The 26,460-nt window shown below is 68.9% G+C and carries 23 protein-coding genes; 9 read left to right on the top strand and 14 right to left on the bottom strand.

Annotated features, from left to right (window positions below):
- Positions 1-26: 26 nt before the first annotated feature.
- Positions 27-707 carry a class I SAM-dependent methyltransferase gene (locus BLV57_RS23070; protein ID WP_091292059.1) on the top strand — a complete coding sequence of 227 codons (681 nt, stop codon included), beginning with the start codon at positions 27-29 and terminating at the stop codon, positions 705-707.
- Here the strand turns inward: BLV57_RS23070 and icmF are convergent.
- From icmF to BLV57_RS43390, 3 genes are all read right to left on the bottom strand, one after another.
- The gene (gene icmF, locus BLV57_RS23065) at positions 704-3,940 is read right to left on the bottom strand and encodes a fused isobutyryl-CoA mutase/GTPase IcmF (protein ID WP_091292057.1); all 3,237 of its coding nucleotides are present in this window, start codon (positions 3,938-3,940) and stop codon (positions 704-706) included. The genes BLV57_RS23070 and icmF overlap by 4 nt on opposite strands.
- 75 nt (positions 3,941-4,015) lie before the next feature.
- The gene (locus tag BLV57_RS23060; RefSeq protein WP_143047125.1) at positions 4,016-5,056 is read right to left on the bottom strand and encodes a DUF6183 family protein; all 1,041 of its coding nucleotides are present in this window, start codon (positions 5,054-5,056) and stop codon (positions 4,016-4,018) included.
- 64 nt (positions 5,057-5,120) lie between these two features.
- Entirely contained in the window at positions 5,121-9,269 is a 4,149-nt protein-coding gene (locus BLV57_RS43390) for a polymorphic toxin-type HINT domain-containing protein (RefSeq protein WP_091292053.1), read from the bottom strand.
- Positions 9,270-9,586: 317 nt separating this feature from the next.
- On the opposite strand from BLV57_RS43390, the gene BLV57_RS23050 reads away from it, so the two are divergent.
- A complete protein-coding gene (locus BLV57_RS23050) occupies positions 9,587-10,051 on the top strand; it encodes a GatB/YqeY domain-containing protein (protein WP_091292052.1) in 465 nt (154 codons plus the stop codon).
- A 252-nt stretch (positions 10,052-10,303) separates the two neighbouring features.
- Here BLV57_RS23050 and BLV57_RS23045 read toward each other — a convergent pair whose 3' ends face one another.
- Positions 10,304-10,888 (bottom strand): nitroreductase family protein, encoded by a 585-nt coding sequence (locus BLV57_RS23045; RefSeq protein WP_091292050.1) that lies wholly within the window; start codon positions 10,886-10,888, stop codon positions 10,304-10,306.
- A gap of 52 nt (positions 10,889-10,940) precedes the next feature.
- Here BLV57_RS23045 and BLV57_RS23040 point away from each other — a divergent pair, with 52 nt between their 5' ends.
- Complete coding sequence (locus tag BLV57_RS23040) at positions 10,941-11,150, top strand: hypothetical protein (protein ID WP_091292048.1); 210 nt, start codon at positions 10,941-10,943, stop codon at positions 11,148-11,150.
- Positions 11,151-11,521: 371 nt separating this feature from the next.
- Here BLV57_RS23040 and BLV57_RS23035 read toward each other — a convergent pair whose 3' ends face one another.
- From BLV57_RS23035 to BLV57_RS23020, 4 genes are read right to left on the bottom strand one after another with little or no spacing between them, the layout of a single operon-like run.
- Entirely contained in the window at positions 11,522-12,133 is a 612-nt protein-coding gene (locus BLV57_RS23035; RefSeq protein ID WP_176968765.1) for a GTP-binding protein, read from the bottom strand.
- Entirely contained in the window at positions 12,114-12,770 is a 657-nt protein-coding gene (locus tag BLV57_RS23030) for a DUF742 domain-containing protein (protein WP_245757475.1), read from the bottom strand. Before BLV57_RS23030 ends, BLV57_RS23035 begins: the two co-directional genes overlap by 20 nt.
- 7 nt (positions 12,771-12,777) lie before the next feature.
- A complete protein-coding gene (locus BLV57_RS23025; RefSeq protein ID WP_091292047.1) occupies positions 12,778-13,230 on the bottom strand; it encodes a roadblock/LC7 domain-containing protein in 453 nt (150 codons plus the stop codon).
- The gene (locus BLV57_RS23020) at positions 13,227-16,487 is read right to left on the bottom strand and encodes a nitrate- and nitrite sensing domain-containing protein (RefSeq protein ID WP_091292045.1); all 3,261 of its coding nucleotides are present in this window, start codon (positions 16,485-16,487) and stop codon (positions 13,227-13,229) included. The genes BLV57_RS23025 and BLV57_RS23020 overlap by 4 nt, the downstream gene beginning before the upstream one ends.
- A 998-nt stretch (positions 16,488-17,485) precedes the next feature.
- Here BLV57_RS23020 and BLV57_RS23015 point away from each other — a divergent pair.
- Both BLV57_RS23015 and BLV57_RS23010 read left to right on the top strand, forming a co-directional pair.
- Entirely contained in the window at positions 17,486-17,914 is a 429-nt protein-coding gene (locus BLV57_RS23015) for a DUF485 domain-containing protein (protein ID WP_218134868.1), read from the top strand.
- Positions 17,911-19,521, top strand: a complete 1,611-nt coding sequence (locus tag BLV57_RS23010) for a solute symporter family protein (RefSeq protein ID WP_091292044.1) — start codon at positions 17,911-17,913, stop codon at positions 19,519-19,521. The genes BLV57_RS23015 and BLV57_RS23010 overlap by 4 nt, the downstream gene beginning before the upstream one ends.
- Before the next feature lie 48 nt (positions 19,522-19,569).
- On the opposite strand, the gene BLV57_RS23005 is transcribed toward BLV57_RS23010, so the two are convergent.
- Positions 19,570-20,145 (bottom strand): TetR/AcrR family transcriptional regulator, encoded by a 576-nt coding sequence (locus BLV57_RS23005; protein ID WP_091292042.1) that lies wholly within the window; start codon positions 20,143-20,145, stop codon positions 19,570-19,572.
- A gap of 148 nt (positions 20,146-20,293) precedes the next feature.
- On the opposite strand from BLV57_RS23005, the gene BLV57_RS23000 reads away from it, so the two are divergent.
- On the top strand, positions 20,294-21,712 hold the full coding sequence (locus tag BLV57_RS23000; protein WP_091292040.1) for an MFS transporter: 1,419 nt from the start codon (positions 20,294-20,296) through the stop codon (positions 21,710-21,712).
- On the opposite strand, the gene BLV57_RS22995 is transcribed toward BLV57_RS23000, so the two are convergent.
- The 5 genes from BLV57_RS22995 to BLV57_RS43385 form a co-directional block, all read right to left on the bottom strand.
- Entirely contained in the window at positions 21,690-22,031 is a 342-nt protein-coding gene (locus tag BLV57_RS22995; protein ID WP_091292039.1) for a DUF3817 domain-containing protein, read from the bottom strand. The two genes, BLV57_RS23000 and BLV57_RS22995, sit on opposite strands and share 23 nt — an antisense overlap.
- Positions 22,028-22,405 carry a hypothetical protein gene (locus BLV57_RS22990; protein WP_091293115.1) on the bottom strand — a complete coding sequence of 126 codons (378 nt, stop codon included), beginning with the start codon at positions 22,403-22,405 and terminating at the stop codon, positions 22,028-22,030. The genes BLV57_RS22995 and BLV57_RS22990 overlap by 4 nt, the downstream gene beginning before the upstream one ends.
- A gap of 84 nt (positions 22,406-22,489) precedes the next feature.
- Positions 22,490-23,332, bottom strand: a complete 843-nt coding sequence (locus BLV57_RS22985; RefSeq protein ID WP_091292037.1) for a lysozyme family protein — start codon at positions 23,330-23,332, stop codon at positions 22,490-22,492.
- Between the two features lie 121 nt (positions 23,333-23,453).
- Positions 23,454-23,936, bottom strand: a complete 483-nt coding sequence (locus tag BLV57_RS22980; RefSeq protein WP_091292036.1) for a transcriptional regulator — start codon at positions 23,934-23,936, stop codon at positions 23,454-23,456.
- Between the two features lie 338 nt (positions 23,937-24,274).
- Positions 24,275-24,442: a hypothetical protein gene (locus tag BLV57_RS43385; RefSeq protein ID WP_176968764.1), complete on the bottom strand. Its 168-nt coding sequence runs from the start codon at positions 24,440-24,442 to the stop codon at positions 24,275-24,277.
- A gap of 131 nt (positions 24,443-24,573) precedes the next feature.
- On the opposite strand from BLV57_RS43385, the gene BLV57_RS22975 reads away from it, so the two are divergent.
- The 3 genes from BLV57_RS22975 to BLV57_RS44420 form a co-directional block, all read left to right on the top strand.
- Positions 24,574-25,353, top strand: coding sequence for a crotonase/enoyl-CoA hydratase family protein (locus BLV57_RS22975; protein WP_091292034.1), 780 nt, complete (start codon positions 24,574-24,576; stop codon positions 25,351-25,353).
- A 229-nt stretch (positions 25,354-25,582) separates the two neighbouring features.
- The gene (locus tag BLV57_RS22970; protein WP_091292032.1) at positions 25,583-26,098 is read left to right on the top strand and encodes a GNAT family N-acetyltransferase; all 516 of its coding nucleotides are present in this window, start codon (positions 25,583-25,585) and stop codon (positions 26,096-26,098) included.
- A 112-nt stretch (positions 26,099-26,210) separates the two neighbouring features.
- Positions 26,211-26,460 (top strand): helix-turn-helix domain-containing protein (locus BLV57_RS44420; protein ID WP_143047124.1); only part of this gene is annotated, 250 nt, incomplete at its 3' end.

Below are 26,460 nucleotides of genomic sequence, written 5' to 3'. Positions count from 1 at the left end.
CGGGGACGACAACGCGGGGGGCGCGCATGACGGAGACGCACTTCGAAGCGATGTACCAGGCAGGAGACACCCTGCCGTGGGACATCGGCGGGCCGCAGCCCGTGGTGACCAGGCTGGCCGAGGAGGGGCGGTTCGCCGGCGCGGTGCTGGACGTCGGCTGCGGACTCGGCGGCAACGCGCTGTTCCTGGCCGCGCGCGGGCTCGACGTGACGGCGGTCGACATCGCGCCCCGCGCGATCGAGCTGGCTTCGGAACAGGCGGCCGCCCAGGGCGTGGACGTCGCGTTCGACGTCGCCGATGTGACCGATTTGGCCGGTTTCCCGAGCCGGTTCGACACCGTGCTGGACAGCGCGCTCTATCACTGCCTGACCGAGCAGGCGCGGGCCGACTGCCTGGTCGCGCTGCACCGGGTCACCCGGCCGGGCGCGACGCTGCACATCGTCTGCTTCTCCGACCGGCTCCCGCCGTCGCTGCCCGCCGGGATGCGGATCAGCGAGCGGAACCTGCGCGAAACCGTCAGCGGCGGCTGGGAGATCACCGATCTCGCCGAGACGCTGTACTCGACCGCGCAGACACTGGCGGAACTGCGCGCCCGGATCGCTCCCTTGCACGACGAGCTGCCGCCGGACGCGCTGGACACGCTGACCACCGACAGCGCGGGCAAGGTGCTACTGCCCGCGTGGCGGCTCAGCGCGGCCCGGCGCTAGACGTTGCGGCGGTACTGGCCGCCGACCTCGAAGAACGCCTCGGTGATCTGACCGAGCGAGCACACCCTGGCCGCGTCCATCAGCACCCCGAACAGGTTGCCGCCCCGCGTCGCCGCCTCGCGCAGCGTCTTGAGCGCCTGCTGCGCGTCGGCGGTGTGGCGGTGCTGGAAGTCGTGCAGCCTGGCCAGCTGCGACTCCTTCTCGTCCTCGGTCGCGCGGGCGAGCTCGACCTCCAGCTCGTGGGCGTCCGGGTCGTCGTTGCGGAACGTGTTGACGCCGACGATCGGCAGCGAGCCGTCGTGCTTGAGGCGTTCGTAGAGGATCGACTCGTCCTGGATCTTGCCGCGCTGGTAGCCGGTCTCCATCGCGCCGAGCACGCCGCCGCGCTCGGAAATCCGGTCGAACTCGACCAGCACGGCCTCTTCGACCAGGTCGGTCAGCTCGTCGATGATGAACGAGCCCTGCAGCGGGTTCTCGTTCTTCGACAGGCCCCATTCCTTGTTGATGATCATCTGGATGGCCATCGCGCGGCGCACCGACGAGGCACTCGGCGTGGTGATCGCCTCGTCGAAGGCGTTGGTGTGCAACGAATTCGCGTTGTCGTACAGCGCGCAGAGCGCCTGCAGCGTGGTGCGGATGTCGTTGAAGTTCATCTCCTGCGCGTGCAGCGAGCGCCCGGAGGTCTGCACGTGGTACTTGAGCTTCTGCGAGCGGTCGTTGGCGCCGTAGCGCTCGCGCATGGCGACCGCCCAGATCCGGCGGGCGACCCGGCCGAGCACCGAGTACTCGGCGTCCATGCCGTTGGAGAAGAAGAACGACAGGTTCGGCGCGAAGTCGTCGATGTCCATGCCGCGCGCGAGGTAGGACTCGACGTAGGTGAACCCGTTCGACAGCGTGAACGCGAGCTGCGAGATCGGGTTCGCGCCCGCCTCGGCGATGTGATAGCCGGAGATCGAGACGGAGTAGAAGTTGCGGACCCCGTGCTCGATGAACCATTCCTGGATGTCGGCCATCATCCGCAGGCTGAACTCGGTCGAGAAGATGCAGGTGTTCTGGCCCTGGTCCTCCTTGAGGATGTCGGCCTGCACCGTGCCACGCACGTTGCGCAGCGCCCACTCGCGCAGCTCGGCGGCTTCTTCGTGGCTGGGCTCGCGGCCGTGCTCCGCCTTGAACGCCTCAACGCGCTGGTCGATCGCGGTGTTGAGGAAGAAGGCGAGGATCGTCGGCGCGGGACCGTTGATGGTCATCGAGACCGAGGTGTTCGGCGACGTGAGGTCGAAGCCGTCGTAGAGCACCTTCATGTCTTCCAGCGTCGCGATGGAGACGCCGGAGGTGCCGACCTTGCCGTAGATGTCGGGGCGGGTGTGCGGGTCGTGGCCGTACAGCGTCACCGAGTCGAACGCGGTCGAGAGGCGCTTCGCGTCCGAGTCGGCCGAGAGCAGCTTGAACCGGCGGTTGGTGCGGAACGCGTCGCCCTCACCCGCGAACATGCGCGCCGGGTCCTCGCCCTCGCGCTTGAACGGGAAAACGCCTGCGGTGTAAGGGAAGTAGCCAGGCAGGTGTTCGCGGCGCAGGAACGACAGCAGCTCACCGGACTCGGTGTAGCGCGGCAGCGCGACGCGGGGGATCTTGTTGCCGGACAACGTCTCGCGCCACAGCGCGGTGTGCAGCTCCTTGTCACGGATCTTCACGACCAGCTCTTCGGCCTGGTAAGACTCGGCCAGCGCGCGGAACCGCTCCAGCAGCCTGGTCGACTCACCGTCCACATCGGACGCGGCGGCCGCGAGCAGCCCGTCGATGGCGTCGGTGTCGGCGTCGACGGCCGCCAGCGCCTGGCGAGCGGCGTCGAGGTGCTCGACCTGGCGGACCGCGGCGACCTGCGCCTCGGTCTCCCGGTGGTACGCGCGCACGGTCTCGGCGATGTCCGCGAGGTAGCGCGCCCGGCTCGACGGGATGATCGTGCTGGCGTCGGTGGACACCTTGCCCTCGACATGCGGCAGCACACCGGCCGAAACGGACAGTCCGCGTTCGGCGAGCGTGTCGCGCAGGTTCTGGTACAGCGCGGTCACGCCGTCGTCGTTGAACTTCGCCGCGCTGGTGCCGTACACCGGCATCTCCTCGGGCGCGGACCCGAACGCCTCGCGGTTGCGGACCAGCTGGCGCGCCACGTCGCGGCGCGCGTCCTCGGCGCCGCGGCGCTCGAACTTGTTGATCGCCACCGCGTCGGTGAAGTCGAGCATGTCGATCTTCTCCAGCTGCGACGCGGCGCCGAACTCGGGCGTCATCACGTACAGCGACTGGTCCACGTAGTCGACGATGCCGGCGTCGCCCTGGCCGATACCCGGCGTCTCGACGATCACCAGGTCGAATCCGGCGGCCTTGCAGGCGAGCACCGACTCGCTCAGCCCGACCGGGATCTCGCCGCTGGTGGTGCGGGTGGCGAGCGAGCGGAAGAAGACCGGGCTGCCGTCGAGGCAGTTCATCCGGATGCGGTCGCCGAGCAGCGCGCCGCCGCCCTTGCGCCGCGACGGGTCGACCGCGAGCACCGCGATCCGCAGCTTGTCCTCCTGGTCGAGGCGGAACCGGCGGATCAGCTCGTCGGTCAGCGACGACTTGCCCGAACCACCCGTTCCGGTGATGCCGAGCACCGGGACGGTCTTGAGCTTGGCGGCCTCGCGGATCATGTCGAGCGCCTGCTCGGGCAGCGTGCCGGTCTGCAGCTGCGTGATGGCGCGCGCGAGCGACGGGATGTCGCCGAGCATCAGCTTGTCGACCGCCACGCCGCCCTGCGCGGACAGGTCGACGTCGCACTCCCGGATCATCAGGTTGATCATCCCCGGCAGGCCCATCTCGTAGCCGTCCTCCGGCGAGAAGATGCGCGCGACACCCCGCGAGTGCAGCAGGTCGATCTCCTCGCGGACGATGACGCCGCCACCGCCGCCGTAGACCTTGATGTGGCCCGCGCCGCGCTCGGCGAGCAGCTCGACCAGGTAACTGAAGTATTCGACGTGCCCGCCCTGATAGGCGCTGATCGCGACGCCCTGGACGTCCTCGGCGATCGCGGCCGTGGCGACCTCGTCGACCGACCGGTTGTGCCCCAGGTGCACCACCTCCGCGCCCTGCGACTGCAGGATGCGGCGCATGATGTTGATCGAAGCGTCGTGCCCGTCGAAGAGACTCGACGCGGTGACGAACCGGACGGGGTTCACGGGACGGTGCAACTCTGCGGCCATCCCTCCAAAATACTAGGACTTCCGACTATTCCCAACCCGTAGCAACCCGTGATTGCGCTCACGCGCCCCCAGAAATCAGTCCGTGTCGGTCGCGGCCAGCACGGCCAGTGTCCGCTCGTCCACCCGGAGTGCGGCGAAACCGAACTCCGGGATGTCCTGTTCGAACCACGGCGTCACCGCCTGGAACCGCCACCAGCGCAGCCGCCCCGCGAGCGCGGCGACTTCCTCGACCGGCTCGTCCGGATCGGCACCGGCCAGCGCGGCCACCGACTCCCACAGCGCGGCGCGGCCATAGGCGCCACCCCGCGCCGACGAGTAGGAACCGCCGTTCGCCGCGGCGCAGAAGAGCGTGGTGACGACCTCGTCGAAGGTCGCCGTACGGAAGACCAGGCCGTCGGGCTCGAGCCCGCGGAGGCTCTCCAACGGGAGCCCTGCCAGTGTCGAGGCGCCGAAAATGTCCCCGATCGGGTAGGCGAACTCGAACACCTCGGCTTCGGCCCGCCCGTTCGACCGCTCCAGCCAGCCGCGCACCGCCGACGTCATCCGCTCGCGCTGCCCGCTCGCCGTGATCCGGGTCGCGACCTGCGGTGACCCGGCCGTCAGCACGGCCTTCTCCTCAGCCTTCGTCAGGAAGTAGTCGGCGGAGTAGGAGCCGCCGCCCCGGATGTCGTAGTCCTGGAGATCGAAGTCCCGTTCCGAGGAATCGAGTCGCAGCGGAAGCGCCGCCAACGGGTGGTTCAGCTCGTGCCTGAGGTCCTCCCCCACCTCGCCCGGATCGATACCCCGCGTGACCATTTCCTGAAGCAAGCAGGCGTAAAGCTCTGCGTTCGCCTCGTCGGCGACCGCCTCCGCGAGGAGGCCGAGCAGCACCTCCCGCGGCTGCGCGAACGCCAGCCGCGCGGCCGTCAGCCAAGCCGGTTCCGCGCCGGCGAGCGCCGCCTCGATCGCGGCGCGCGCGTGCTCCGCGCCGCGAGTCATGGCCAGCACCCGTCCGATGACTTCCGCTTCCTCGCGGCTCGCTTCGGCGACGAGAGCAAGCAGCCTGGACACCGGCCAGCCGATCAGTTCCGGGTAATCCAGATTCCCGAACGCGTCCACGGGAAGTGTTCCAGTCACGCCATCACCTTAAAGCCTGGACGGCTACCCGGAATGGTTCCCGGGTAGCCGTCGAGCCGAAATGTCAGAAGTCCAAGAAGGACGTCTTGATGTAGTAACCGTCCTTCATGGACGGATCCTTGATCAACTCGGTCTCCATCCGGCGGGGACTCACGAAACTGTTCGTCTCCTTCACCCAGATACGGCCGATCTTGCTGGTGTCCACCCCCGGGTCGAAGTGGTAGTGGATCACCGTCGTCTGCTTCGTGCCGCTGAGAAAGTTCGCGACCTTGTCCTTGTTGCGATCGAGATTGGCCTGCGTCCAGTGCTCCGCGGTGGGCAGGTCGACGAACGTCGACGCCTTGGGTTTGCCGCGATTCCTCAGATAATCGTCGTCCTTGGCGACGTGGCGGTCGATCGTGTGCCCACGCTCCGGCGACTCGTGGTAGTTCAGGTCGCAGTTGTGGACCAGCAGCTGCGCGTCGGTGATGTAGTAGTTGTGGTCCCCCGCGACCTCGAAGTTGTAGACCGTGGTGCCGGTCATCGAACTCGTGATCGCGGTGATGGGCTGTTCGGCGCCGGAGAGCGTGCTGAGCCTGTCCCCGACGCGGAGTTCGCCCGCGTCGATCCAGCCCTTGCCGACCACCCAGAACGGATGCTGCGGGGTGACCCGCAGTGAGGTCCCGGTCGTGGTGATCGTGAGGATCTGGTCCGCGTGTTTGTTGAACAGCCCCACCACACTGCGCAGCTGCGATCGCCCGGTGGCGAGATCACGGGCCCAGACCTGGTCGCCGACGGCGATCAGTTCGATCGGCTTCGCGCCATGGTCCGTGGCGACCGTCGTGCCCGCGGGGAAACAGTTGCAAGGCTTACCGGGTGGTGCCTTGGGGCCGGTCTTGAGACCCCAGCGGCCACCCGCGCCGATCACGAACTCGGCGAGCGCGCTCATCAGCAGGAATGTCTGCGGGTCGCCGATGCCCGCCGGGTCAGGGCCCCCGTTGCCGAAGGCGACCACCTGCATCTGGAATTTCGCGCTGCACAGGCTGGACTGGGCCCGGCAGGCGTCGACCAGCAGGTTGAAGACCCCGAACCGCGGGTCCTTGAACGGGTGATCGGTGGGGAAGTAGCGCTCGGGGTCGGTCCCGACCTGCCGCTTCAGCGCCTCGATGAGCTCACGCAGGCCAGGAGCGTCGGCACCGAGCGCGACACCGTTGAGGTAGAAGATCCCGGTCTCGGGGTCCTGCCAGGTGACCAGGCCGTTGCCGTGGTCGGTCAGCGCGCCGAGCTCGTCGTCCAGCGGCAGACCGGGACCGTTTGGCGGGTCCGCGTTCTGCTGGTCCTGGTTCCGCTTCTCCTGCGCGGCCTTGCGAGTCGCCTCCTCGGCCCGGTCGGCCGCCTTGCTGGCCTCGACCGCCATGTCGCGGGCCCGCTGGGCCGACGAGGCGACGTTGTCGGCGTGCTGCTGCGCGCTCGCGGCGGCACTTTCCGCCTTGGTCGCGTCGTTCTCCGCGTTCGTCGCCGCGCTCCTGGCCGCGGCAGCTTCGGCTTCGGCGTTGGACGCCGCCGAGCGTGCCGCGGCGGCGTCGCGCCCGGCCGCGGCCGCGGACCGGCCGGCCACCGCCGCGTCGTTGTTGGCCGCGTTGGCCGCCTTCCGCGCCAGCACGGCGTCGGCGTGTGCTTGCGCGTCGGCTTGGTTCGCGCGCTGGGCGGAGGCGCGCGCCGCCGCGCCGTCCGTCGCGGCGTCCGCCGCCGCCTGCTGGGCGTCCGCCGCCCACTTCGCCGCGTCCGCCGAGGACTTGGCCGCCTCCGCCGCCGCGTCGAACGCGGGCTTGATCTCACCGGAGGCCCTGGTCGCGGCGTCCGCCGCCGTCTTCGCCGCGGCCACGGCCTCGGCTGCCCGGTTCACCGCGGCCTGCGCCTGTTCGGCGCCGACCGTCCTCGCCTGGTTCGCCACCGTGATGACGAAGTCGGCGGCGAGGTCGGTCCCGGTGAACGGCGTCGCCACGGTGATCGCCGTGTTCGCGGGATCGGTGATGGCTTGTGAAGACGCTCGCGCCGCCAGCGAGGCCTGAACCGCCAAGCTCGCTTGAGTAGCGGCCGAAACCGCTTCGGCCGCGGCCTCGTCAGCCTCGGTCTTCGTTCGCTCAGCGGCGGTCAGCGCCTGCACCGACTCGGAAGCGGCCTGCCCGGCGAGCGCGCTCGCGGCTTGCGAAGCCTCAGCCGCCTGCGCTTCGCCCGCGGTCGCCTCTTCGGAAGCCGCGTTCGCCTGCAGCGCGGCGGCGTGTGTGGCCGCCGCTTCGGCCTCGGCCTGGTTTGCCGCCGCGTTGGCCCGTGCCGCGGCCGCGGCCGCCTGCTGCGCCGCCGCCCGTGCCCGTGCCGCCGCGCGCGTCGCTTCGGTCGCCGCCGCCCGCGAGGCCACCGCGGCGCCGGTCGCCGTGTTGGCCGCGCCCCGAGCCGCGGTCGCGGCTCCCCTGGCCGTGTTCGCCTCGGTGCGCGCCTGGTCGGCCGCGGCACGGGCGGGTGCCTCGTAATAACCGCCCCGCGCGGCCGCCGCGGCGGCTTCGTTCGCGGCAGCACGCGCCTCGGTGTCACGCTGCGCACGCTCGGCCTCGAACGCGCGGTCCCGTGCCCGCGTCGCGTTGTCCGCCTCGGTGTTCGCGTCGCGATCCAGCCCGGCCGCGATGCTGTCCTGAGCCTCGGCGCGCTGACGTGCGCCCAGTGCGATTCCCGCCTGGCGATCGGCTTCGCCACGCGCCGAGTGGGCGACCGCGGCCTGCTGCTCGGCGCGGCTGCGTGCCGCCGCGGCCTTGGCCCGTTCCCGCTCGGCCGTCGCCCGTGCGGCGGCCGCGGTCGCGGCTTCCCGCTCCGCGGTGATCCGCGCGTTGCGGGTCCGTTCCGCGGCAGCCCATGCCCGCGCCTCGGCGGCTTCCGCTGCCTGCCTCGCCGCCTTCGTGCGGACGGCGGCGTCCTTGGCGGCGTCGGCCTGCACCCGCGCGGCTTCGGCGATCGACGCCGCGGCCTTCGCGTGTTCTTGCGCGTGCAGTCGCCACTGCTCCGCTTCTTTGGCATGCCGTTCGGCCAGCTCTTGGGCGTTGGTCGCTTGGTCTGTGAAGGCGGTCGCGTCGACGGCGTGCGAAGCGGTCTCCGACGCCTTGGCCGCCGCCAGCGCGGCACCGGCCATGCCCGCGGCCATCTGCGCCCACTCGACGCCATAGGTCAGCCCGGTCTCGACCAGTACGTTCGCCTCGACCTGGGCACGCACCGAGGCGGTCTGCGCGTCGGCCGACGCCTGGTTCGCCAGTGCGAGCTGCCTGCCGACCTCGGCCTTGACCGCGTTGAACGCGTCAGCCGGATGCTGGCCGCCCGCCTTGTTGGCCATCAGGATCTGCTCGGCCTTGCGGGCTTCGGTGCCCGCGGACACCAGCGCGTTGGCGGCCCGTTCCAGCGCGTTGACGCCGTTGCCGTGCACCACCAGCAGATTCCGGCGGGCCTGCGAGGCACGCGCGGACTTCTTCGCCAGCTCGGAAAGCTCCTCCGCGGCCTTGTCGCGGGCTTCCTGGTCTTTGATCGCCTGCTCACGAGCGTCCGCGTCGGCCTTCGCCGCCACCAGGTATCCAGTGTTCAGGAACTCCGCGATGGCGGCGTCGCCCGCGTCCAGTGCCGCCTGCGCCGCGGCTTTGACCTTCGGCCCTGCCGCACCCACGAGCATCGTCACGCGCGCGCGGTTCTCCGTCGCGCGAGCCTGCGCGCCCTGGCTGGTCGCAGCGTCCCGCTGTTGCGCGATTCCCTTGCCGTAAGCCAGGAAAGCGGCCCGATCGCTGTCGGTGCCCGCGAGCACCCGCGTGACCTCGGCGTTGAAGTACGGACCGCCGGTTCCCGCCAGCGGCTCGATCTCGGCACGGTCGCGGCGAGCCTGCTCCGCCTTGCGGGCGGCCGCCAGCGCCTGAGCCTGGTTCAGGCCGGTGTCGAGGAAGGCCCTGATCGCGGCGCTGTCCCCGGCGGCCAGCGCGGCGGCCGCCGCGTCGCGGACTTCGAAGTCCTCCGCCAGCTCCGCATTGTCGGCGACAATCTGCCGAAATCGAGGATCACTGAGAAAACCGGCCGGCAGACCGGTCTTGCCGTCCCATTCGGGATAAGGCTCCGACCAAGCGGGCTGCACCCCGGGCGGCGGCGGGTCGGCCTGCACGGCCGCTTGTGCCGGCGGATGCAGCAATCCCGCGAAAACCGCTGTCACAAGGGAAAAAACCACTGCTCTTCGAGCGCGTGGCACACTCATCGAACCCCCAGATTTAATGAATGGTGATTAAGCCTCAAAGGCCTTACCGAATCGTCGACGGCGATTTCGGTGAAGAAGAACGCAGGCAGCACAAACCAACGCGCATCCGCGCGTCACCCACTTGACGAAAATTCCCACCTAAAACCCCAGTGTCACGAACCTATTCGACGAAGCACGGGGGCGCAATTGTGAACCACGTCACTCCGGCGCCCGTTCGGCGCGCACCAGTGCTAATTGGCGAGCGCACCAGGGGCCCGGGTGCCAAGATTGCCGCCATGACCACGCTCAAAGCACAACTGCACGACGACCTCACGACCGCCATCAAGGCACGCGACGAGCTCCGGTCCGCCACGCTCAGGCTCACCCTTTCGGCGATCAGCTACCAGGAGACGGCGGGCACCGAGCCCCGCGTCCTCTCCGACGACGACGTCCTCAAGGTGATCGCCCGCGAGGTGAAGAAGCGCCGCGAGGCCTCGACCGCCTTCGAGAAGGGCGGCCGCGCCGAGTCCGCCGCCCGCGAGCTGGCCGAGGCCGAGGTGCTGTCGGCCTACCTGCCGAAGCAGCTCTCGGACGACGAGCTGACCGCCATCGTCGCCGCCGCGGTGGCCCAGGCCAAGGCCGACGGCGCGGAGGGCGGCAAGGCCATGGGCGCGGTCATGAAGGTCGTGAAGCCACAGGTGGGCGACCGGGCCGACGGCGCACGCGTGGCCGCCGAGGTCAAGCGCCTCCTGCTCGGCTAAGTCGTGAGTGTTTTGGCCGGTCCTAACCCATGCCTGGCAGTTAGGGTCGGCTGAACGTTGTGAACGGGGCGTTCACAACGCTGAACGACGCAAACGCCCCGCTCACTACGTCCACCCCCACGCTGGCTGGTGATCGGGTCGCCGACGGTGGCCAGGCCTTCGCGAAACCCGAGTTTGGGCCACTGAATGGCCCAAACTCGGGTTTCGCATGCTCACGCGTCGATCGACAACGCAAGCCACACTTACGAGCCCTCACCAGTGCCCAAAGCGGACCACGTCGTCAAAGGCGCGGCGCGCGACCTTGCGCACCGAGGACCCGGGCGAAGCCTCGGTTTCCGCGGCGTGGCCGAGCGCGACGACACCGATCGGCTCGTGGTCTTCCGGCACGCCGAAGTCCGCGCGCAGCTTCTTCACGGCTTCAGGCCCGATGCCGGTGTAGACCGCGCCGAGGCCTTCGTCGACGACGGTCTGCAGGATCAGCAGCGTCGCCATGCCGGTGTCGATGTCCCAGAACGGCACCGGCCAGCGGGCTTCGTCGCGGTCGGTCCAACCCTTGTCTTCACGGGCGTAGCGGTCGAGATACACGTTCTTGACCGACAGCGGAATGATCACGACCGGCGCGGTCTTCACGGTTTCGTGCGTCCACGCCGCGCCGTACTCCCAGAACCGCTTCAGCTCATCGCCCTGCAGGACGAGAAAGCCTTGGCCTTGCGAGAAACCGGCGGACGGCCCGCGTAAGGCGTTGCGCAAGATGCGCTGGAGGCTCTCGTCCGAGACCGGCTCGTCGGTGAACTCACGCACCATGCGACGACGGCGCACCACATCCTGGAATTCCACGGTGACCCCCTAGATCGAAATAACCACTCGACCGTAACCGCAAGATGGAGGCGTGAACACCTTCGACGCACAGGCGGTTTGGCCAAGGCTGTCCGCCGAGCTACGCGCGGAGATCGACGACTTGGTCGTCGCGCGGCGGAACATCCAGGCGATCGTGGCCTTTCGAGACCGCTCGGGCATCGAGCCCAGGCCGGGGATCGCCAACGCAGCGGAGCTCCTCCAGTACCGGCTCGACGCGCTACTCGGCCAAGAAGGGGCGTGAGTGGTATGGCCGGATTATTGAGAGAAGCCCAGCCCGACGTGTTCTGTGCTGGCCGGCGTGAGCTTCCTGGCCAAGCTCGATGAGGTGCCGACCTCGGCCAAGCGGTGAAGCGAGAGGGCCATTCGGTGCTTAGTAAACACTCGGGGGCACCCTCGCTGCGCGACCAGACTCGATGAGATGCGTGCGAGTGGTGACTTTGCTGCATCTAGCGGAGCGGTGTTACCACTCGCGCTTGCCTCTAGGACCTGGACAGGGCTCCACAGCTGCGCTCGGCGCAGCAAGGACCCCTCACCTGCGCACGTCAGGCCGGGTCGTGAGTGGTATGGCCGGTTAGAACCGGCCATACCACTCACGAGCACCACTCACGAGGGTCAGCGGGCGTTGGCCGCCCGGAGCGCGATCCACTGGCGCATCGCGTACTCGACGAGGGTGATCAGCGTCTGCTTGGTCGACTCGCGGTCGCGGGCGTCGCAGCGCACGATCGGGATGCTCGGGTCGATCGAGAGTGCCTCGCGCACGTCGTTGATGTCGTGCTGGAGGATCCCGTCGAAGCAGTTCACGCCGACGATGTACGGGAGGCCGCGGTCCTCGAAGAAGTCGACCGGGGCGAACGAGTCGGCGAGGCGGCGGGTGTCGGCGAGGACCACCGCGCCGATGGCGCCGCGGACCAGGTCGTCCCACATGAACCAGAAACGCTGCTGGCCGGGGGTGCCGAACAGGTACAGGATCAGGTCGGCGTCGAGCGAGACGCGGCCGAAGTCCATGGCGACCGTGGTGGTCGACTTCTTCGGGGTGGCGTCCAGGTTGTCGATGCCGGTGCTCGCGTCCGTCATCATCGCCTCGGTGGTGAGCGGGACGATCTCCGACACAGAGCCGACGAAGGTCGTCTTGCCCGCACCGAAGCCGCCCGCCACGACGATCTTCGCCGATGTCATGGTCGGCGGCGCGGTTTCCCGCGGTGCCTTAAAGCCGACGGAGTCCACTCAAAACCCTTTCCATCAACACCAAGTGTGCTTCGGCGCCGTCATTGCCGGAGAGCGTCTTGTGCACGGTGACCAGTCCCGCGTCCGCCGCGTCGCTGATCAGCACTCGCGCCACGCCCAGCGGTATGCGCATGGCCGCCGCGATCTCGGCGACCGAACGCGGGGTCCGGCACTCTTCCATGATCGAGAGGCTCTCGATCTGCTGCATCGCGGCGTCGGAGAAGACCCCGACCGCGACTTCTTCCTTCGCGGAGACCAGGGTCTCCAGCTCCAACGCGTGATTCGCCTTGGTGCGGCCACCCGTCAGAGCGTACGGCCGGACGATCGCCGTCTCTTCGGCCGGATGGAGGAGATCGTCCTGCGCCGACGCGGGGTATTCGGCATAACTGGCGTAGTCGGCGTACTCCTGCGGAGCCGGGTCGAAGAGCCCGCCCGTGTCCGGCGGCGAGACTACTGAGGTCACGCGGTCTCCTTGGTCGGTCGGTTCCTGCGATGACCCCTGCTGGCCGGAGTCCTTGTCCTTCCTTCGCTGCTTCCGACGGCCACGGCCGGAGTCCAGCGTGAAGCCGTTGAGGACGTCGGCGAACGTGCCGTCGTCGCCAACCGGCCTCTCTGGGTATCCGGATCCCGTGCTCATCGAGGCATCATCCCACCGGTTCACCAATGAGTGAGCCACCCGCGCCCTGGAGTTGCGCACGCAATTCCGGAGTGAGGATCTGCCCGACCCGATCGACCAGCATCGTCATCTCGTAGGCCACCTGCCCGATGTCGCAGTTGGGGGCGGCGAGCACCGCGAGACAGGAGCCGTCGCTGATCGACATCAGCACCATGATGCCGAGCTCCATCTCGACGACCGTCTCGTTGACCGCACCCGCTTCGAAGCAGCGCGCGGCGCCCTGGGTGAGGCTGACGATGCCCGACGCGACGGCGGCGAGCTGGTCGGCGCGGTCGAGCGGGAGCCGGTTCGACGAGGTCAGCAGCAGGCCGTCCGCGGAGACGACGACCGCGTGCGCGACACCGGGCACGCGCTCGGCGAAGTCATTGACCAGCCATCCGAACTGGTTCTGCTGAGGCTGTGCCGCGTTCGGCGAGGTCATTCACCCTCCAGGTTTTCTGGGTTGGCTTCGGCCGGATGAGCTGTCCGGTGGCGTCCGCGCCGGATGCCCTGCTGGAAACTGCTCAGCCGTCCGCGCACATCCTGTGCGTCACGTTCTCGTCTGGGACCGGCGGGCGCCGCCGGTGCGGTGGCGCTGCCGGGGAGCAGCTGCTCCCCGCGCCGCCGCCTCGGCAGGCCCGCAGGGGTGAAGGTAGACGGTGCGCTCTGTGACACCGCCTGCACGGTCCGCCAGCCGTCGTCGGAGCCGAACGCCCACTCCGCCGTGGCGGTCAGTTCCGAGGCGTCCTCGGGGGCGGGCGGCGCCGCGGCGGGCACCGGCTTGGCCTGCCGCTGCGGCAACGGCGGCAGCGCCGCCTTCTCCTGCTTCGGAGCTTCGGGGGCCTTCGGAGCAGGGGAAGCCTTCTCCTCGGCGGCCTTGGGCGCTGAAGGCTCAGCGGGCTTCGCCGACGCGGACGTCTGCTTGCGGCCCCGGCTCACGCCCTGCTGGAAGCTCGACAGCCTGCCGCGCACGTCCGCCGGGTCACGGACCGGCAGGTCCGCGTTCTTGGCGGCGGCGGCCGGCTTCTCGGGATGCTCGGCGCTGCCCGGCATGAGCTTCTCGCCGCGCTGACGGCGCGGGAGACCGGCCTCGGTGAACGTCGACGGCGCCGTCTGCGTCACGGCCTGCACCTTGCGCCAGTTCTCGTCGCTGGCGAGGTCCCAGTTGGTCTTCTCCTTGGGCGTCTCGCCCTCGGCCTGCTTCTCCGCCTGCGGCGGCTTGGGCTCGCGGAACCACGCCGAGAGCATCTCGTCGAAGATCGGCGTCGTCTCGGACGTGCCCGGCTTCGCCTGCTTGGGCGGCTCGGCGGGCGCGGCCTGTTTCGCCGACTGGCTCCACCACTCGCCGAGCGCGGTGCCGTTGGCGACGAACAGTTCCTTGCCGCTGGGCAGCTGCCCGCTTTCCGAGACCGTCTCCGGCTCGGGAGCCTTGGGCGGCTTCGGCGGCTCGGCGGGCCGCTGCGGCGGGACCGTCGGCCTCGGCTGGTCGTCGCCGGAGCTGATCGGGCTGAACAGCGCGGTTCCCGAGATCTCCATGTCGGACGGCGGCCGCTCGTTCAGCGCGGCGACGTCCTCCGCGGACGGCCAGCCGGCCTCGGGCAGCGACGGCGACGGCCGGGTGCCGTTGGCCGGGCGCTGCCGCCTCGGCAGCGCGCTCGGCTGCGGCAGCGCCTGGCCGGGCTGCTGGTGCTGCTGCGGGGACGCCGGGATCGGGCCGGTGTGCTGCAGGTCGCCGCCGTACGGGGTCATCACCAGCTCGGGCGGCACGGAGACAGTCGCGCGGACACCGACGATGTCCTTGCCGCCGTGCAGCGAGACTCCGATGCGGTGACGGCTGGCCAGCCGCCCGACCACGAACAGGCCCATCCGGCGCGAGGTGGCCAGGTCGACCGAAGCGGCTTCGGTCAGCCGCGAGTTGGCCTCGGTGACCTCGGCCTCGTTCATGCCGATGCCCTTGTCGAGGATGTCGATCGAGAGCGAGCGGTCGTCGGCGATCCGCACGGCGACGGTCACTTTGGTCTCCGGCGCGGAGAACGCGGTCGCGTTGTCCAGCAGCTCGGCGATCAGCCGGGTCAGGTCGCCCGCCGCGTAGCCGACGATCTTCGCGGTCGGCGGCGGCTGCACGACCACCCGCTGGTACTGCTCGATCTCCGAGACCGCGCCGCGCACGATGTCGGTGGTGGTGACCGGCTGACCGGACCGGCGCGTCGACTCGGAGCCGGACAGCACCATCAGGTTCTCGTTGTTGCGCCGCATCCGCGTCGCGAGGTGGTCGAGCTGGAACAGCGTCGCGAGCTGGTCGGCGTCCTCCTCGTCCCGCTCGAGCCGCTCGATGAGCTGCAGCTGGCGCTGGACCAGGCTCTGGCTGCGGCGCGACAGGTTGACGAACACGCTGCTGTAGCCGGTGCGCATCGCGGCCTGCTCGGCGGCGAGGTGGATGGCCTGGTGGTGCACCGCGTCGAAGGCCCTGGCGACCTCGCCGATCTCGTCGTTCGCGGTGACCGGCACCGGCTCGACCTCGGTGTTCTGCGGCCTGCCCTCCTGGATGTTGCGCACGGCCTCCGGCAGCTGCGTGTTCGCGACGTCGAGCGCGCTGTTGCGCAGGATCTTCAGCGAGCGCAGCAGCTGGCGGGTGATCACGAAGACCACCGCGGCGGCGAGCACGAGCGCGCCGAAGAGCAGGACCGCGAGCAGCCCGGCGCCACTGCTGGAGCTTTCGACGAGCGCGGCCGAGGCGACGGCCGTCTGGTCGCCGAGCCGCTGCGAGACCTCGCCCAGCCTGCCGAGGATGGCCGCCGAGCTCTCGTTCCACGACTGCGCCGGTATCTTGCGGAAGGCCTGCTCCGGCGGCACGCCCGACTCGCCGAGCGCCGTCTTGATCAGCGTGTCGCGGGTGTCGGAGCCGCCGCCCGCCACCGTGCTGTCGTAGTCCTGGCGCTGCTCCTGGGACGCGGCGGCGCGGAAGTCGTCGATGTTGTCGACGAACCGCACCTGCGCGGACCGGACCTGGTTGAGCTCGGTCGGGGCGAGCGTGCCCCGCGCGATGCCGTAGTCGACCAGGCCCTGGATGAGCGAGACCTGCTCCTTGGCGACCTGCAGGTCGTGCTGCGCGCTCGGCGTGCCGCCGATGGCGTCGTCGCTGATCCTGGCGGTCAGCGCGGTGTCGAGGTTGAGCAGCGAGCCGATGATCAAGGTGTACTCGCCGATCGACTGGACCGGCGACAGCTTGCCCGCCCCGCCCTGCTCGCGCACGTCGGCCAGCCTGGCGACCTGGACGCCCGCCTCGTTCTTGATGCCGCCGATGCCCGGGTCGAGCGTGGCCGCCTTGCCCGCGGCGAGGGTGAACGGGACGACCAGGCGGTCGACCTCGCCGCGGGTGGCGGTGAGCTCGGGCGACACGCCGTTGCCCGCCGTCAGCACGGCCGCGGTCTGCGTGCGCTCGCGCTGCAGCCCGTCGGTCAGCGTCCGGATGGCGGAGTTCAGCGCCACCAGCCTGTCGATACGCTGATAGCTGTCGGACTTGCCGACCTGGTTGGCGATCGTGGTGACGCCGAGCACCAGCGCGATCAAAATCGGGACCAGCGTGACGGCGGAGAGCTTGACCGGCAGGCTCCAGTCCCGCCAGCGCAGCACCGCACGCCAGTCAGCCATCTTCCGTGGTTTGCGCGGCTGCCTGCCCAGCAGCTTCCCCACAGGCACTTGGCCTTCTCCTGCAACGGTCACCTATGTGACTCCCTGTCCGGCGTCGTCGATCCGGTTCGGCCGCTCGCGGTGTTCGCCAACCGCATCCGATCATCCCTGCCGATCCGCGTCCAGCAGCCCACGTCGTGAGGCCGCGTAAGTCAAGTTCCGCCGACGGACATCTGCGATCCCCCGGCAGGCGCCGGATTCGCATCATGCGATCTGCACCCTCATGGAGATCAGGTTTTCCGCGCCTTTCGATCACAGCTGTCGGCTTGGCGAAAGAATCGTACACCAAACGGTGACAAGTCAATTTCGCTCGCGACACGGTGTATGACCAGCGCAAATGACACGAAACAGAAGGCCACGGTGAACGCTTTTCGTCACCCCGCGTGGCCATGATGCTTTTCAGTGACCACCCGCACTGATTTTCTCGACGGCCATGTCACCCGATTAGCCTACACAGAGTAGCCAAAGCCTCTTCAGGGTGCACCCTGCGTGCACCCGATCGTGGGGTCAAGCCCAAATGTGTGCCCGATGTTGTGGCATTGCCAAGATCGACCTCGGGACAACCTCATCCACTTGGGGCTTTCTCACGCGGTCGAGCGAACCGGCAGGGCTCCTCCACCAACGTAGGCCAGCCTCGCCTGGCCGCCAAACGCGGATGACCCCAACAGAAGTCACTTAACCGGAAACTACCAACAGTAACGACTGGCAGGCTGCCAACAACCCACTGATCAGGCTTTTGTCCAATAGGCACCCATTTCGCGACAGCGAGTTACGATTCGCGTCACCAATTCGAGTGATAAGACCGTTACCGTCGAAACAGCGTTACTTCCGCGACTTTCGGACCGGAAAACGAATACCGTGTCAGAACCCCAGGGTCCGACGTGTTCCCCCATTCCGATGCGTAGTTACTATGTGCGCTCCGAACGCCCATCAGGCAACGCGGCGCACACGAATGCGGGGCGCCGGCGTCACCCACATGGACGCGTACCTTTGCCGGAGGACCACCCATGCAGGACATCGCGCACTCCCCCGCCCTCATCCCTTCGGCGCGACGGCGCCCGGTGACCCCGCCGCGGCAGCTGCCCCCGATGTTCGTGCGCGGGAACCTGGCACCGGAACCGGAGGTCGCGGGCCAGAGCTTCGACGAGATCCGCGACAGCCCCGAGTTCGTCTCGCTCCGCTCGCGGCTGCGGCGGTTCGTGTTCCCGATGAGCCTGGCGTTCTTCACCTGGTACCTCACCTACGTGCTGCTGGCGGCCTACGCGCACGAGTTCATGAGCCTGAAGGTCATCGGCGAGGTCAACCTGGCTATCGTGCTGGGCCTGGGACAGTTCGCGAGCACCGCGGTGATCACGGCCGTCTACGTCAGGTTCGCGAACCGCCGGATCGACCCGCAGGTGGACGAGGTCCGCGCGCGGGCGGAGGGAGCACAGTGACCACGGCGACCACGACTACGACGACTCTCGCGGCCACGGACACCTCGAGCGGCAACCCGTTCGTCAACACCGCGGTGTTCGCCCTGTTCGTCGCGATCACGCTCTACGTGGTCTACCGCGCGAGCACCCGCAACTCGACCACCGCCGACTACTACGCGGCGGGCAGTGTCTTCTCCGGCAGGCAGAACGGGATCGCGCTGTCCGGCGACTTCCTGTCGGCCGCCTCGTTCCTCGGCATCGCGGGCGCCATCGCGATCCACGGCTACGACGGGTTCCTCTACTCGATCGGGTTCCTGGTCGCCTGGCTGGTCGACCTGCTGCTGATCGCGGAGCTGCTGCGCAACACCGGCAAGTTCACCATGGGCGACGTGCTGGCGTTCCGGATGAAACAACGCCCGGTCCGCGCGGCGGCGGCGACGTCGACGCTGGTCATCTCCTTCTTCTACATGCTCGCGCAGATGGCGGGCGCCGGCGGGCTGGTCGCGCTGCTGCTCAACATCCACTCGCGACTCGGCCAGGCGCTGGTGATCGCGGTGGTCGGCATCATCATGGTGCTGTACGTGCTGGTCGGCGGCATGAAGGGCACCACGTGGGTGCAGATCATCAAGGCCAGCATCCTGCTCGTGTCCGGCACGCTGATCACCGTGTTCCTGTTCGGCAAGTTCGGCTTCAGCTTCTCGAACCTGCTCGCGGCCGCGGCGGAGAAGAGCCCGCTCGGGGAGAAACTGCTCGAGCCCGGCGGTCAGTACGGCGCCACCGGAACGACCAAATTGGACTTCGTGTCCTTGGCGCTGGCCCTGGTGCTCGGCGCGGCCGCGCTCCCCCACGTGCTGATGCGGTTCTACACGGTGCCGAACTCCAAGGAGGCGCGCCGCTCGGTCGTCTGGGCGACGGCGTGCATGTTCCTCTTCTATCTCTGCACCCTCGTGATCGGCTTCGGCGCGGCGGCGATCGTCGGCCCCGAAGAGATCAAGGCGGCGCCGGGCGGGGAGAACTCCGCCGCGCCGCTGCTGGCCCTGCACATCGGCGGCACGCTGCTGCTCGGCATCATCTCGGCGGTCGCCTTCGCGACGATCCTCGCGGTGATCGCCGGGCTGACGATCACCGCGTCGGCCTCCTTCGCGCACGACGTCTACGCCAACATCTTCAAGCACGGCAAGGCGGAAGCGGCGGCGGAGGTGAAGGTCGCGCGGATCACCGCGGTCGTGGTCGGCGTGCTGGCGATCGCGGGCGGCATCCTGGCGAGCGGCCAGAACATCGCGTTCCTGGTGGCGCTGGCGTTCGCGGTCGCCGCTTCGGCGAACCTGTCGACGCTGCTGTATTCGTTGTTCTGGAAGCGGTTCAACACGACCGGGACGTTGTGCGGCATCTACGGCGGCCTGATCGCGTGCCTGGTGCTGGTGTTCTTCTCGCCGGTGGTGTCGGGAACGCCGGACTCGATCGTGCAGTCGGTCGACTTCCACTGGTTCCCGCTCAAGAACCCTGGCCTGATCTCGATCCCGTTCTCGTTCCTGTGCGGCTACATCGGCACCCTGCTCGGCCCGAAGGCCGACGCGGCCAAGCACGCCGAGATGGAGGTCCGCTCCCTCACCGGGATCGGCTCCTAGCAACCCGGGATAAAGCGGGCTTTACTCCACAACGGGATAGAGCCCGCTTTATCCCGTCTTGACGCGGAGCCCGTCGACGACGATCGCCATCAGGCGCTCGGCGTCGCCGGGTGGGGCGTGCTGGCCCGCGACGCCGACGCCGTGCGCGAGCCGGAGCACGTCGACGCCGGTGATGTCGGTGCGGATGTCACCGGATTTCTGCGCCGCCTCCACCAGCGCGCCCGCCGCGCCGTACAAGTTGGTCCGGCAGAGCTGGAAGGTGTCCGAGTTCGCGTCGATCGACGCCTTGAGGCTCGCCGCGAGGCCGCTGCGGCTGAGCACGTACGTCACGTGCTCGGCGGTCCAGCGCACGAGCGCGTCGAACGGCGGCCGCTCCGCGAGCAGCTGGTGCGCGCGCTCGCTCAGCTCGGTGATCTCACCGCGGTAGACCGCCTCGATGAGCGCGATCCTGGTCGGGAAATGCCGGTACAGCGTCCCGGCGCCGACGCCGGCGCGCTTGGCGATGTCGTCCAGCGGGGCCTCGGGGCCGTGCTCGGCGAAGGCCTGCTTGGCGGCCGCCATGACCGCGTCGTAGTTGCGGCGCGCGTCCGCGCGCATGGGACGGGCGGGATCGGTTGCCGTCATGGGACACCTCCTCATCCAGGATAACCGGAGAAACTCTCCGAATTCACTTGCGTAAGTGGAGACACTCTCCATATGCTCTCATGGACGAAGCGGAGAGCTTCTCCACTTGAGTACACAGAGCACCACAGTGAGTACTGGGGAGTATTCCTTGACCGAGCAGTCCCTGTTGTCACCCCCCGCGCCACCGGAGACCCGGCGGCGCCCCGCACTCATCCTGGCGATCATCCTGACCTGCCAGCTCATGCTGATCCTCGACGCCACGGTGATGAACGTGGCACTCCCGCCCATCCAGGCGGAACTCGGCTTCTCGCGCACCGGCCTGTCGTGGGTGATGAACGCCTACAGCCTGGTCTTCGGCGGCTTCCTGCTGCTCGGCGGCCGTGCGGGCGACCTGTTCGGCAGGCGCCGCATGTTCGTCATCGGCACCAGCGTCTTCACCGTAGCCTCGCTCGCGGGCGGCCTGGCCACCTCGGCAGAGCTGCTGATCGTCGCCCGGATCGCCCAAGGCGTCGGCGCCGCGATGGCCGGCCCGAGCACGCTCGCCCTGATCGCCACCACGTTCACCGAGCCCAAGGCCCGGATGCGCGCGCTGGCGCTGTTCTCGGCGATGGCCAGCGGTGGTTTCGCCATCGGCCTGATCCTCGGCGGCCTGCTGACGCAGTGGTTCACCTGGCGGGCGGTGCTGTTCATCAACGTGCCGTTCGGCGCCGCGATCGCTTTGCTGGCACCGAAATTCGTGCCGGAGCCGGAACGCAGGCGGGCGCATCTCGACCTGCCCGGCGCGATCACCGGCACCGCGGGTGTCGCGTCCTTGGTCTACGGCTTCATCCGCGCCGCGCAGGAAGGCTGGGGTGACGCGCTCACGATCGTGGCGCTCGCCGCCGGCCTCACCCTGATCGCGACGTTCCTGACCATCGAACGCCGGGCCCGCCAGCCGCTGATGCCGCTGCGGCTGTTCGCCGACCGCAACCGCGCCGCGGCCTACGCGAACTTCTTCTTCGGGCCGATGGCGATGATGTCGATGTTCTTCTTCCTGACCCAGTTCCTGCAGGACGTGAGCCACTTCAGCGCGCTGGCCACCGGCTTCGCCTTCCTCCCGATGGCGGCCGTGCTGTTCACCGTGACCAGGCTCGTCTCACGGCTGCTGCCGAAACTCGGCCCGAAGAAGATGGCGGCGGCAGGCACCGCCGCCATGGTCGTCGGCCTGACGTGGCTGACCCAGCTCACGCCGGAAAGCCACTACGCGACGGGCATGCTCGCCCCGATGATCCTGATGGGCTTCGGCGCGGGATTCGCGTTCTCGCCGCTGAACATCCTGATCATGGGCACCGTCCCGGCCGAGGACGCGGGCGCGGCGGGCGGTGTGCTGCAGACGCTTCAGCAGGGCGGCGCGACGCTCGGGCTCGCCATCCTGGTCACCGTGTTCGGCGAAGCCACGCGCGGCATCGGCGGCGGCCCGGAGACGATCCTCGTCACCGGGATGACCACGGCGTTCATCGCGTCCGCGCTGATCGCCGCCTGCACCTTCGCGGTGGCGATGACGTTCAGAGCTTCTGACCGGCCTTGACCCGGTGGGTGACCCGGCGTTCGACGAGGAACGAGACGAACGGGACACAGCCTGCCAGCAGCACGAGCACGGTGCCCTTGATCGACCAGCGTGCCTTGATCGCCAGATCGATGGTCAGCGCCAGGTAGATCATGTACAGCACGCCGTGGATCGGTGAGTAGATCGCCGACGGCTCCGGGTTGGCGAAGCCGTACCGGAGCACCATCACGAAGCACAGCCCGAGCAGGCCGACACCGGTCACGTAGGCGGCCGCGCGGAACCGGGTCAGCGGTCCGGCCAGCGAGGCGAGCGGGGTGGTGTCGTCAGTGCGGGTGGTCATGGCTTGTCCGGGGACCTCTCGTGATCGCGAGCGTTCAGCTCGGCGAGGTAGCGGTTGTAGGCGGCGAGCTCGTCGTCCTCGCCCGCCACGGGGGCGGGCGCCGGTTTCCGCGGCGGCGGGGCCGGCGCCTCCTCCGGCTCTTCCCCGGCTTCTTCCTCAGCACGGATGCGCAGCTTGCGGATCCGGTAGAACATGAAGGCCGGGAACAACCCGAACAGCGGCCACTGCAGCACATAGCCGAGGTTCTGGAAGGTGCCGTTCGCGGAGGAGTACCGCTCCCACTGCCACCAGGCGAGCCCGCAGCAGAGCACCAGGCTCAGCAAGGACACCCCGACGATGGCGAGGCGGCGACCGGTGACCGAACTGACTGGCACGGTCACGACGCTAGCACTCGTCCCGAAGTGAGCTGCGGCTCAGTGGTCGTGAGTGGTACGGCCGATTAGAACCGGCCAAAACACTCACGACACCTTTACGGCCTGGGCGGCTTTCGCGTAGCCGTCGGCGAGGCCGAAGACCTTCTTCGCGTACTCGTTGGAGTTGTTGTAGGACAGAATGCCCTGCCACCAGCCGCCGGCGCTGGACATGTCGCGCCCGTTCGCGCACAGGTAGCGGGCCGCGGCGTAGGCGGCGTCGTCGATCTGCTGCGGGTCGCCGACACCGTCGCGGTTGCCGTCGGAGTTCCACTTCGCCCAGGTGCCGGGGATGAACTGCATCGGGCCGACGGCGCGGTCGGTCACCGGGTCGCCGTCGAGCCTGCCGCCGTCGGTGTCGCCGATGGCCTTGACGCCCGCGGAGCCGTCGAGCGGGACGCCGATGATGGGCTTGCTGGGCCTGCCGTCGGCGCCGAGCACCGCGCCGCCGTACTGGCCGTGGTTGGACTCGATGCGCCCGATCCCGGCGAGTGTCGCCCACGAGATCTTGCAGCCGGGCTGCGCGGCGCGCTGGGCGAGTTCGGCGTTGCCATAGGCGATGAGCGCCCTGGCGGGCACGCCCGTCAGCGGGGCGGCCTTGTTCGCCCATTCGGCGAGCAGGTTCTTGCCCTGGGCCTGCTGGGGTGAGGTCTCCTGCGTCGCGCCACCGCCCAAGGTGGCGTTGACCGGGGCGACCGAGCCCGGCTCGACCTGGGCCGCCGCGACCTGCAGTGCCGGGATGTCCGTGGTGGTGGGGCTGGCGACCGGGTCACTCGCCTTCGCGACGAGCCAGACACCGCCGCCCGCGACCGCCAGCACGACGGCGGTCACGCCGAGCCTGATCAGAACGGCCGTGCCCTGCTTCGAACCTGTTTGCGGGGTCGTGCGCACGAACCAGTTCCTCCAGCGTGACGGCGTTGGTGTGTTAACGAGCCCGCGCAGGTTAGCGTTACGCGGGCTGTCCAAACGTCGTCGCCGCGCCGGTTCCACCCGGCCGTGTGAGGTTCTCCCGCTATGCGGACTTCTGTTGACGCGCGAGGCGCGCCACGCACCAGGCCGGGGCGCTGCCACGGCGGAGGTGCTGGAGCACGGTCATCGGCCCGAGCCTGCGGCTCAGGTCCGACGGGCTGAGCCCGGCCGCGCGGTAGTCGAGCGCGCGCTGGTCCAGCGGGCTGATGCCCGCGTCCCACCACAGCTCGGCCTCGGAAACCCCACCGACCATCTGCCACCAGCCGGCGGCGGCCGTGAGGAGTTCGTCCGGCACGCCGGGAAGCCGCTTGCGCATGGCCTCCAGGTAGCCGGGATCGGCGTTGTCCACCTGTGCCCACCGGGCGGACCCGGTGCGTTCACGCTGGCCCGGAATACCGGGTGCGGGGCGGGGAACATCGGCAAGCCACGCGGACGCGATGCGGTCCACTTCTTGCTCCTCGGCGGTCTGCTCGCGCTCGGCCGCCCACTGCCGGATCAACGCATCCACTCCGGGATCTCCGGTCATCCCTGCCTCCTTCATCGCCCCGACTGACGAAGTTCATGACTGAACAAGCCACAACGATCTTGCTGTTGAACCCTGCGCCTGGTGCCGAGATCCACGGCCTCCCCGTGGACGGCATCAGCTGATCACGCAATGTGAGCACCGTAGGGCTGAGCAGGTCTACTCCGCCAGACTTTCCAAGCTACGAATTCGTCTACCAGCGGCTTATCGGCCTCAATCCACCCGGATGGTCGAGTGTGGACACCGGATCTCGCAATCCGTAACGCTAGGTGACGGTAAAATCGGGCGCACAGCGTTACAACCGGCATCGCCCCGCGGTGCCGGTCGATGCTTGCTTGGGGTCAGGCGAACAGATCCTTCACGAAAGTGACGACGGCTTCGGCCCCGCTGCGGAGCCAGCCGAGCACGTTGTGCACGGCGTCGGCGGACTCATGCGGCCGGGTGATCAAGAAGAAGAGCACGAGCGCGACAACACCGACGACCAGGATCTTCTTGATTTGGGGCGACATAGCTCCATCCGATCACGTCTCACCGATCACACTGCGGTGTCGTACCGATGACTCTATGTGGCCATCACTGTCGTGTCTACTCTAGAAGAATTACGGGAGTCCGGGCACGCAGACACGCTTAAGGATCATTCATGAACGATCTGGTTCTCGTTCAGCGGGACGGACCGGTGACAACGGTGCTGCTCAACCGGCCCGAGGTCCGCAACGCGGTCGACGGCCCGACCGCGCTGGCGCTCGCCGACGCGTTCCGCGCCTTCGACGCGGACAGCGACGCTTCTGTCGCAGTACTCGGAGGAGTGGGTGACGCCTTCTGTGCCGGCGCCGATCTCAAGGGCATCGGCACCGCACGGGCCAACCGCCTCGACCCCGACGGCGACGGCCCGATGGGCCCCACCCGGATGACGCTCACCAAGCCGGTCATCGCCGCCGTGCACGGGCACGCGGTCGCGGGCGGCCTGGAACTGGCGCTGTGGTGCGATCTGCGCGTCGCCGACGAGTCGGCCGTGTTCGGCGTGTTCTGCCGCCGCTGGGGCGTTCCGCTCATCGACGGCGGCACGGTCCGCCTGCCGAGGCTGATCGGCCAGTCCCGCGCGATGGACATGATCCTCACCGGCAGGCCGGTCGACGCGGCCGAAGCACTCGCCATGGGCTTGGCCAACCGGGTCGTCCCGGTCGGCGAATCCCTTACCAGCGCCCAAGAATTGGCCCGCCAGCTCGCCGCGTTCCCCCAGGCCTGCCTGCGCGGCGACCGCGCATCCGTGCTCGCGCAGCACGGCCGTCCGGGCGAAGAGGCGCTGCGCACGGAGTTCGAGATCGCGCTCGGCTCGACCGGCCTCGCGGCCGAGGCCGTCGACGGCGCGGGCCGGTTCGCCTCGGGCGCCGGGCGGCACGGCTCCTTCGACCCGAGCTGAAGGGCTCTCCCCTCGCTGCGCGACCAAGCTCGGATCAGGGGACTGTGCCCGCGCGAGTGGTACCTCCGGCCAGCACAGGTGAGTGAAGGAGGCGCTCGCCCAGCCGCCCACACGACACGTTTGGCTATCCGCTCAAACTAGAACCGCCCGCAACGCTCACGACCCCTCGAGCCCAGGGCACGAAATAAATGGCGGGCGTGCGCGATCACGGAGAACTAGGGTCGCCCGCATGCCAGACCCCGTGACGCTGCGCCCGACCCGCGAATCCGACATGCCGCTGCTCGAACGGCTGACCAACGACCCCGACGGCGCGGGCTCGTTCCAGTGGCTCGGCTGGCACGATCCCGGCCTGATGTTGCGCCGCTGGAAGGAAAACGGCCTACTCGGCCCCGAGCACGGCCAGCTGATGATCGGCCAAGGCGACACCGCGCACGGTTTCGTGTCGTGGCACAAGATTCCGACCGGTCATTGGGCCTACTGCTGGAACATCGGCCTGATCATCCAGCCCGAATCACGCGGCCAGGGCATCGGCACCGAGGCCCAGCGCCTCCTCGTGCGCTACCTCTTCGCCCACACCCTGGTCCACCGCGTCGAGGCCGACACCGAGACCGAGAACATCGCCGAGCAGCGCGCTCTCGAGAAAGCCGGCTTCACCCGCGAAGGCATCCAGCGCGGCTGGGACTTCCGAGACGGCCAGTACCGCGACAGCTACCGCTACAGCTTCCTCCGCTCGGACCTCCCCTGATCCCCGCACGGCCACCGAAAGCCCGAAAGCCACTTTCGTCAGGTCTGATAGCCCGAAAGCCACTTGGTCTCAATCGGTTGTTGCAAGTAGTGGTGGCTGATAGGAGATCGTCATGCCAGGACCCCGGTTGACGTGCGAGGAACGGGAAAAGATCCAGAACGGTCTGGATCAGGGACTTACCCAGGATGTGATTGCGAGAGTCCTGGGTAGGTCACCCTCGACGATTTCACGGGAAGTGCGCCGAGGTGGTGGGCCGCGGTGCTCCAGGCCCGGCGCCACGATCACTGGCCGGCCTCGCCGCTACCGGGCCGACCGAGCCCAGCGTCTGGCCCTCGAACGCGGCCGGCGCCCGAAAGCCCACC

It is taken from the genome of Amycolatopsis xylanica, assembly GCF_900107045.1.
In the GTDB taxonomy this organism is placed as follows: domain Bacteria; phylum Actinomycetota; class Actinomycetes; order Mycobacteriales; family Pseudonocardiaceae; genus Amycolatopsis; species Amycolatopsis xylanica.
This window is presented reverse-complemented; position numbering and strand designations above follow the sequence as displayed.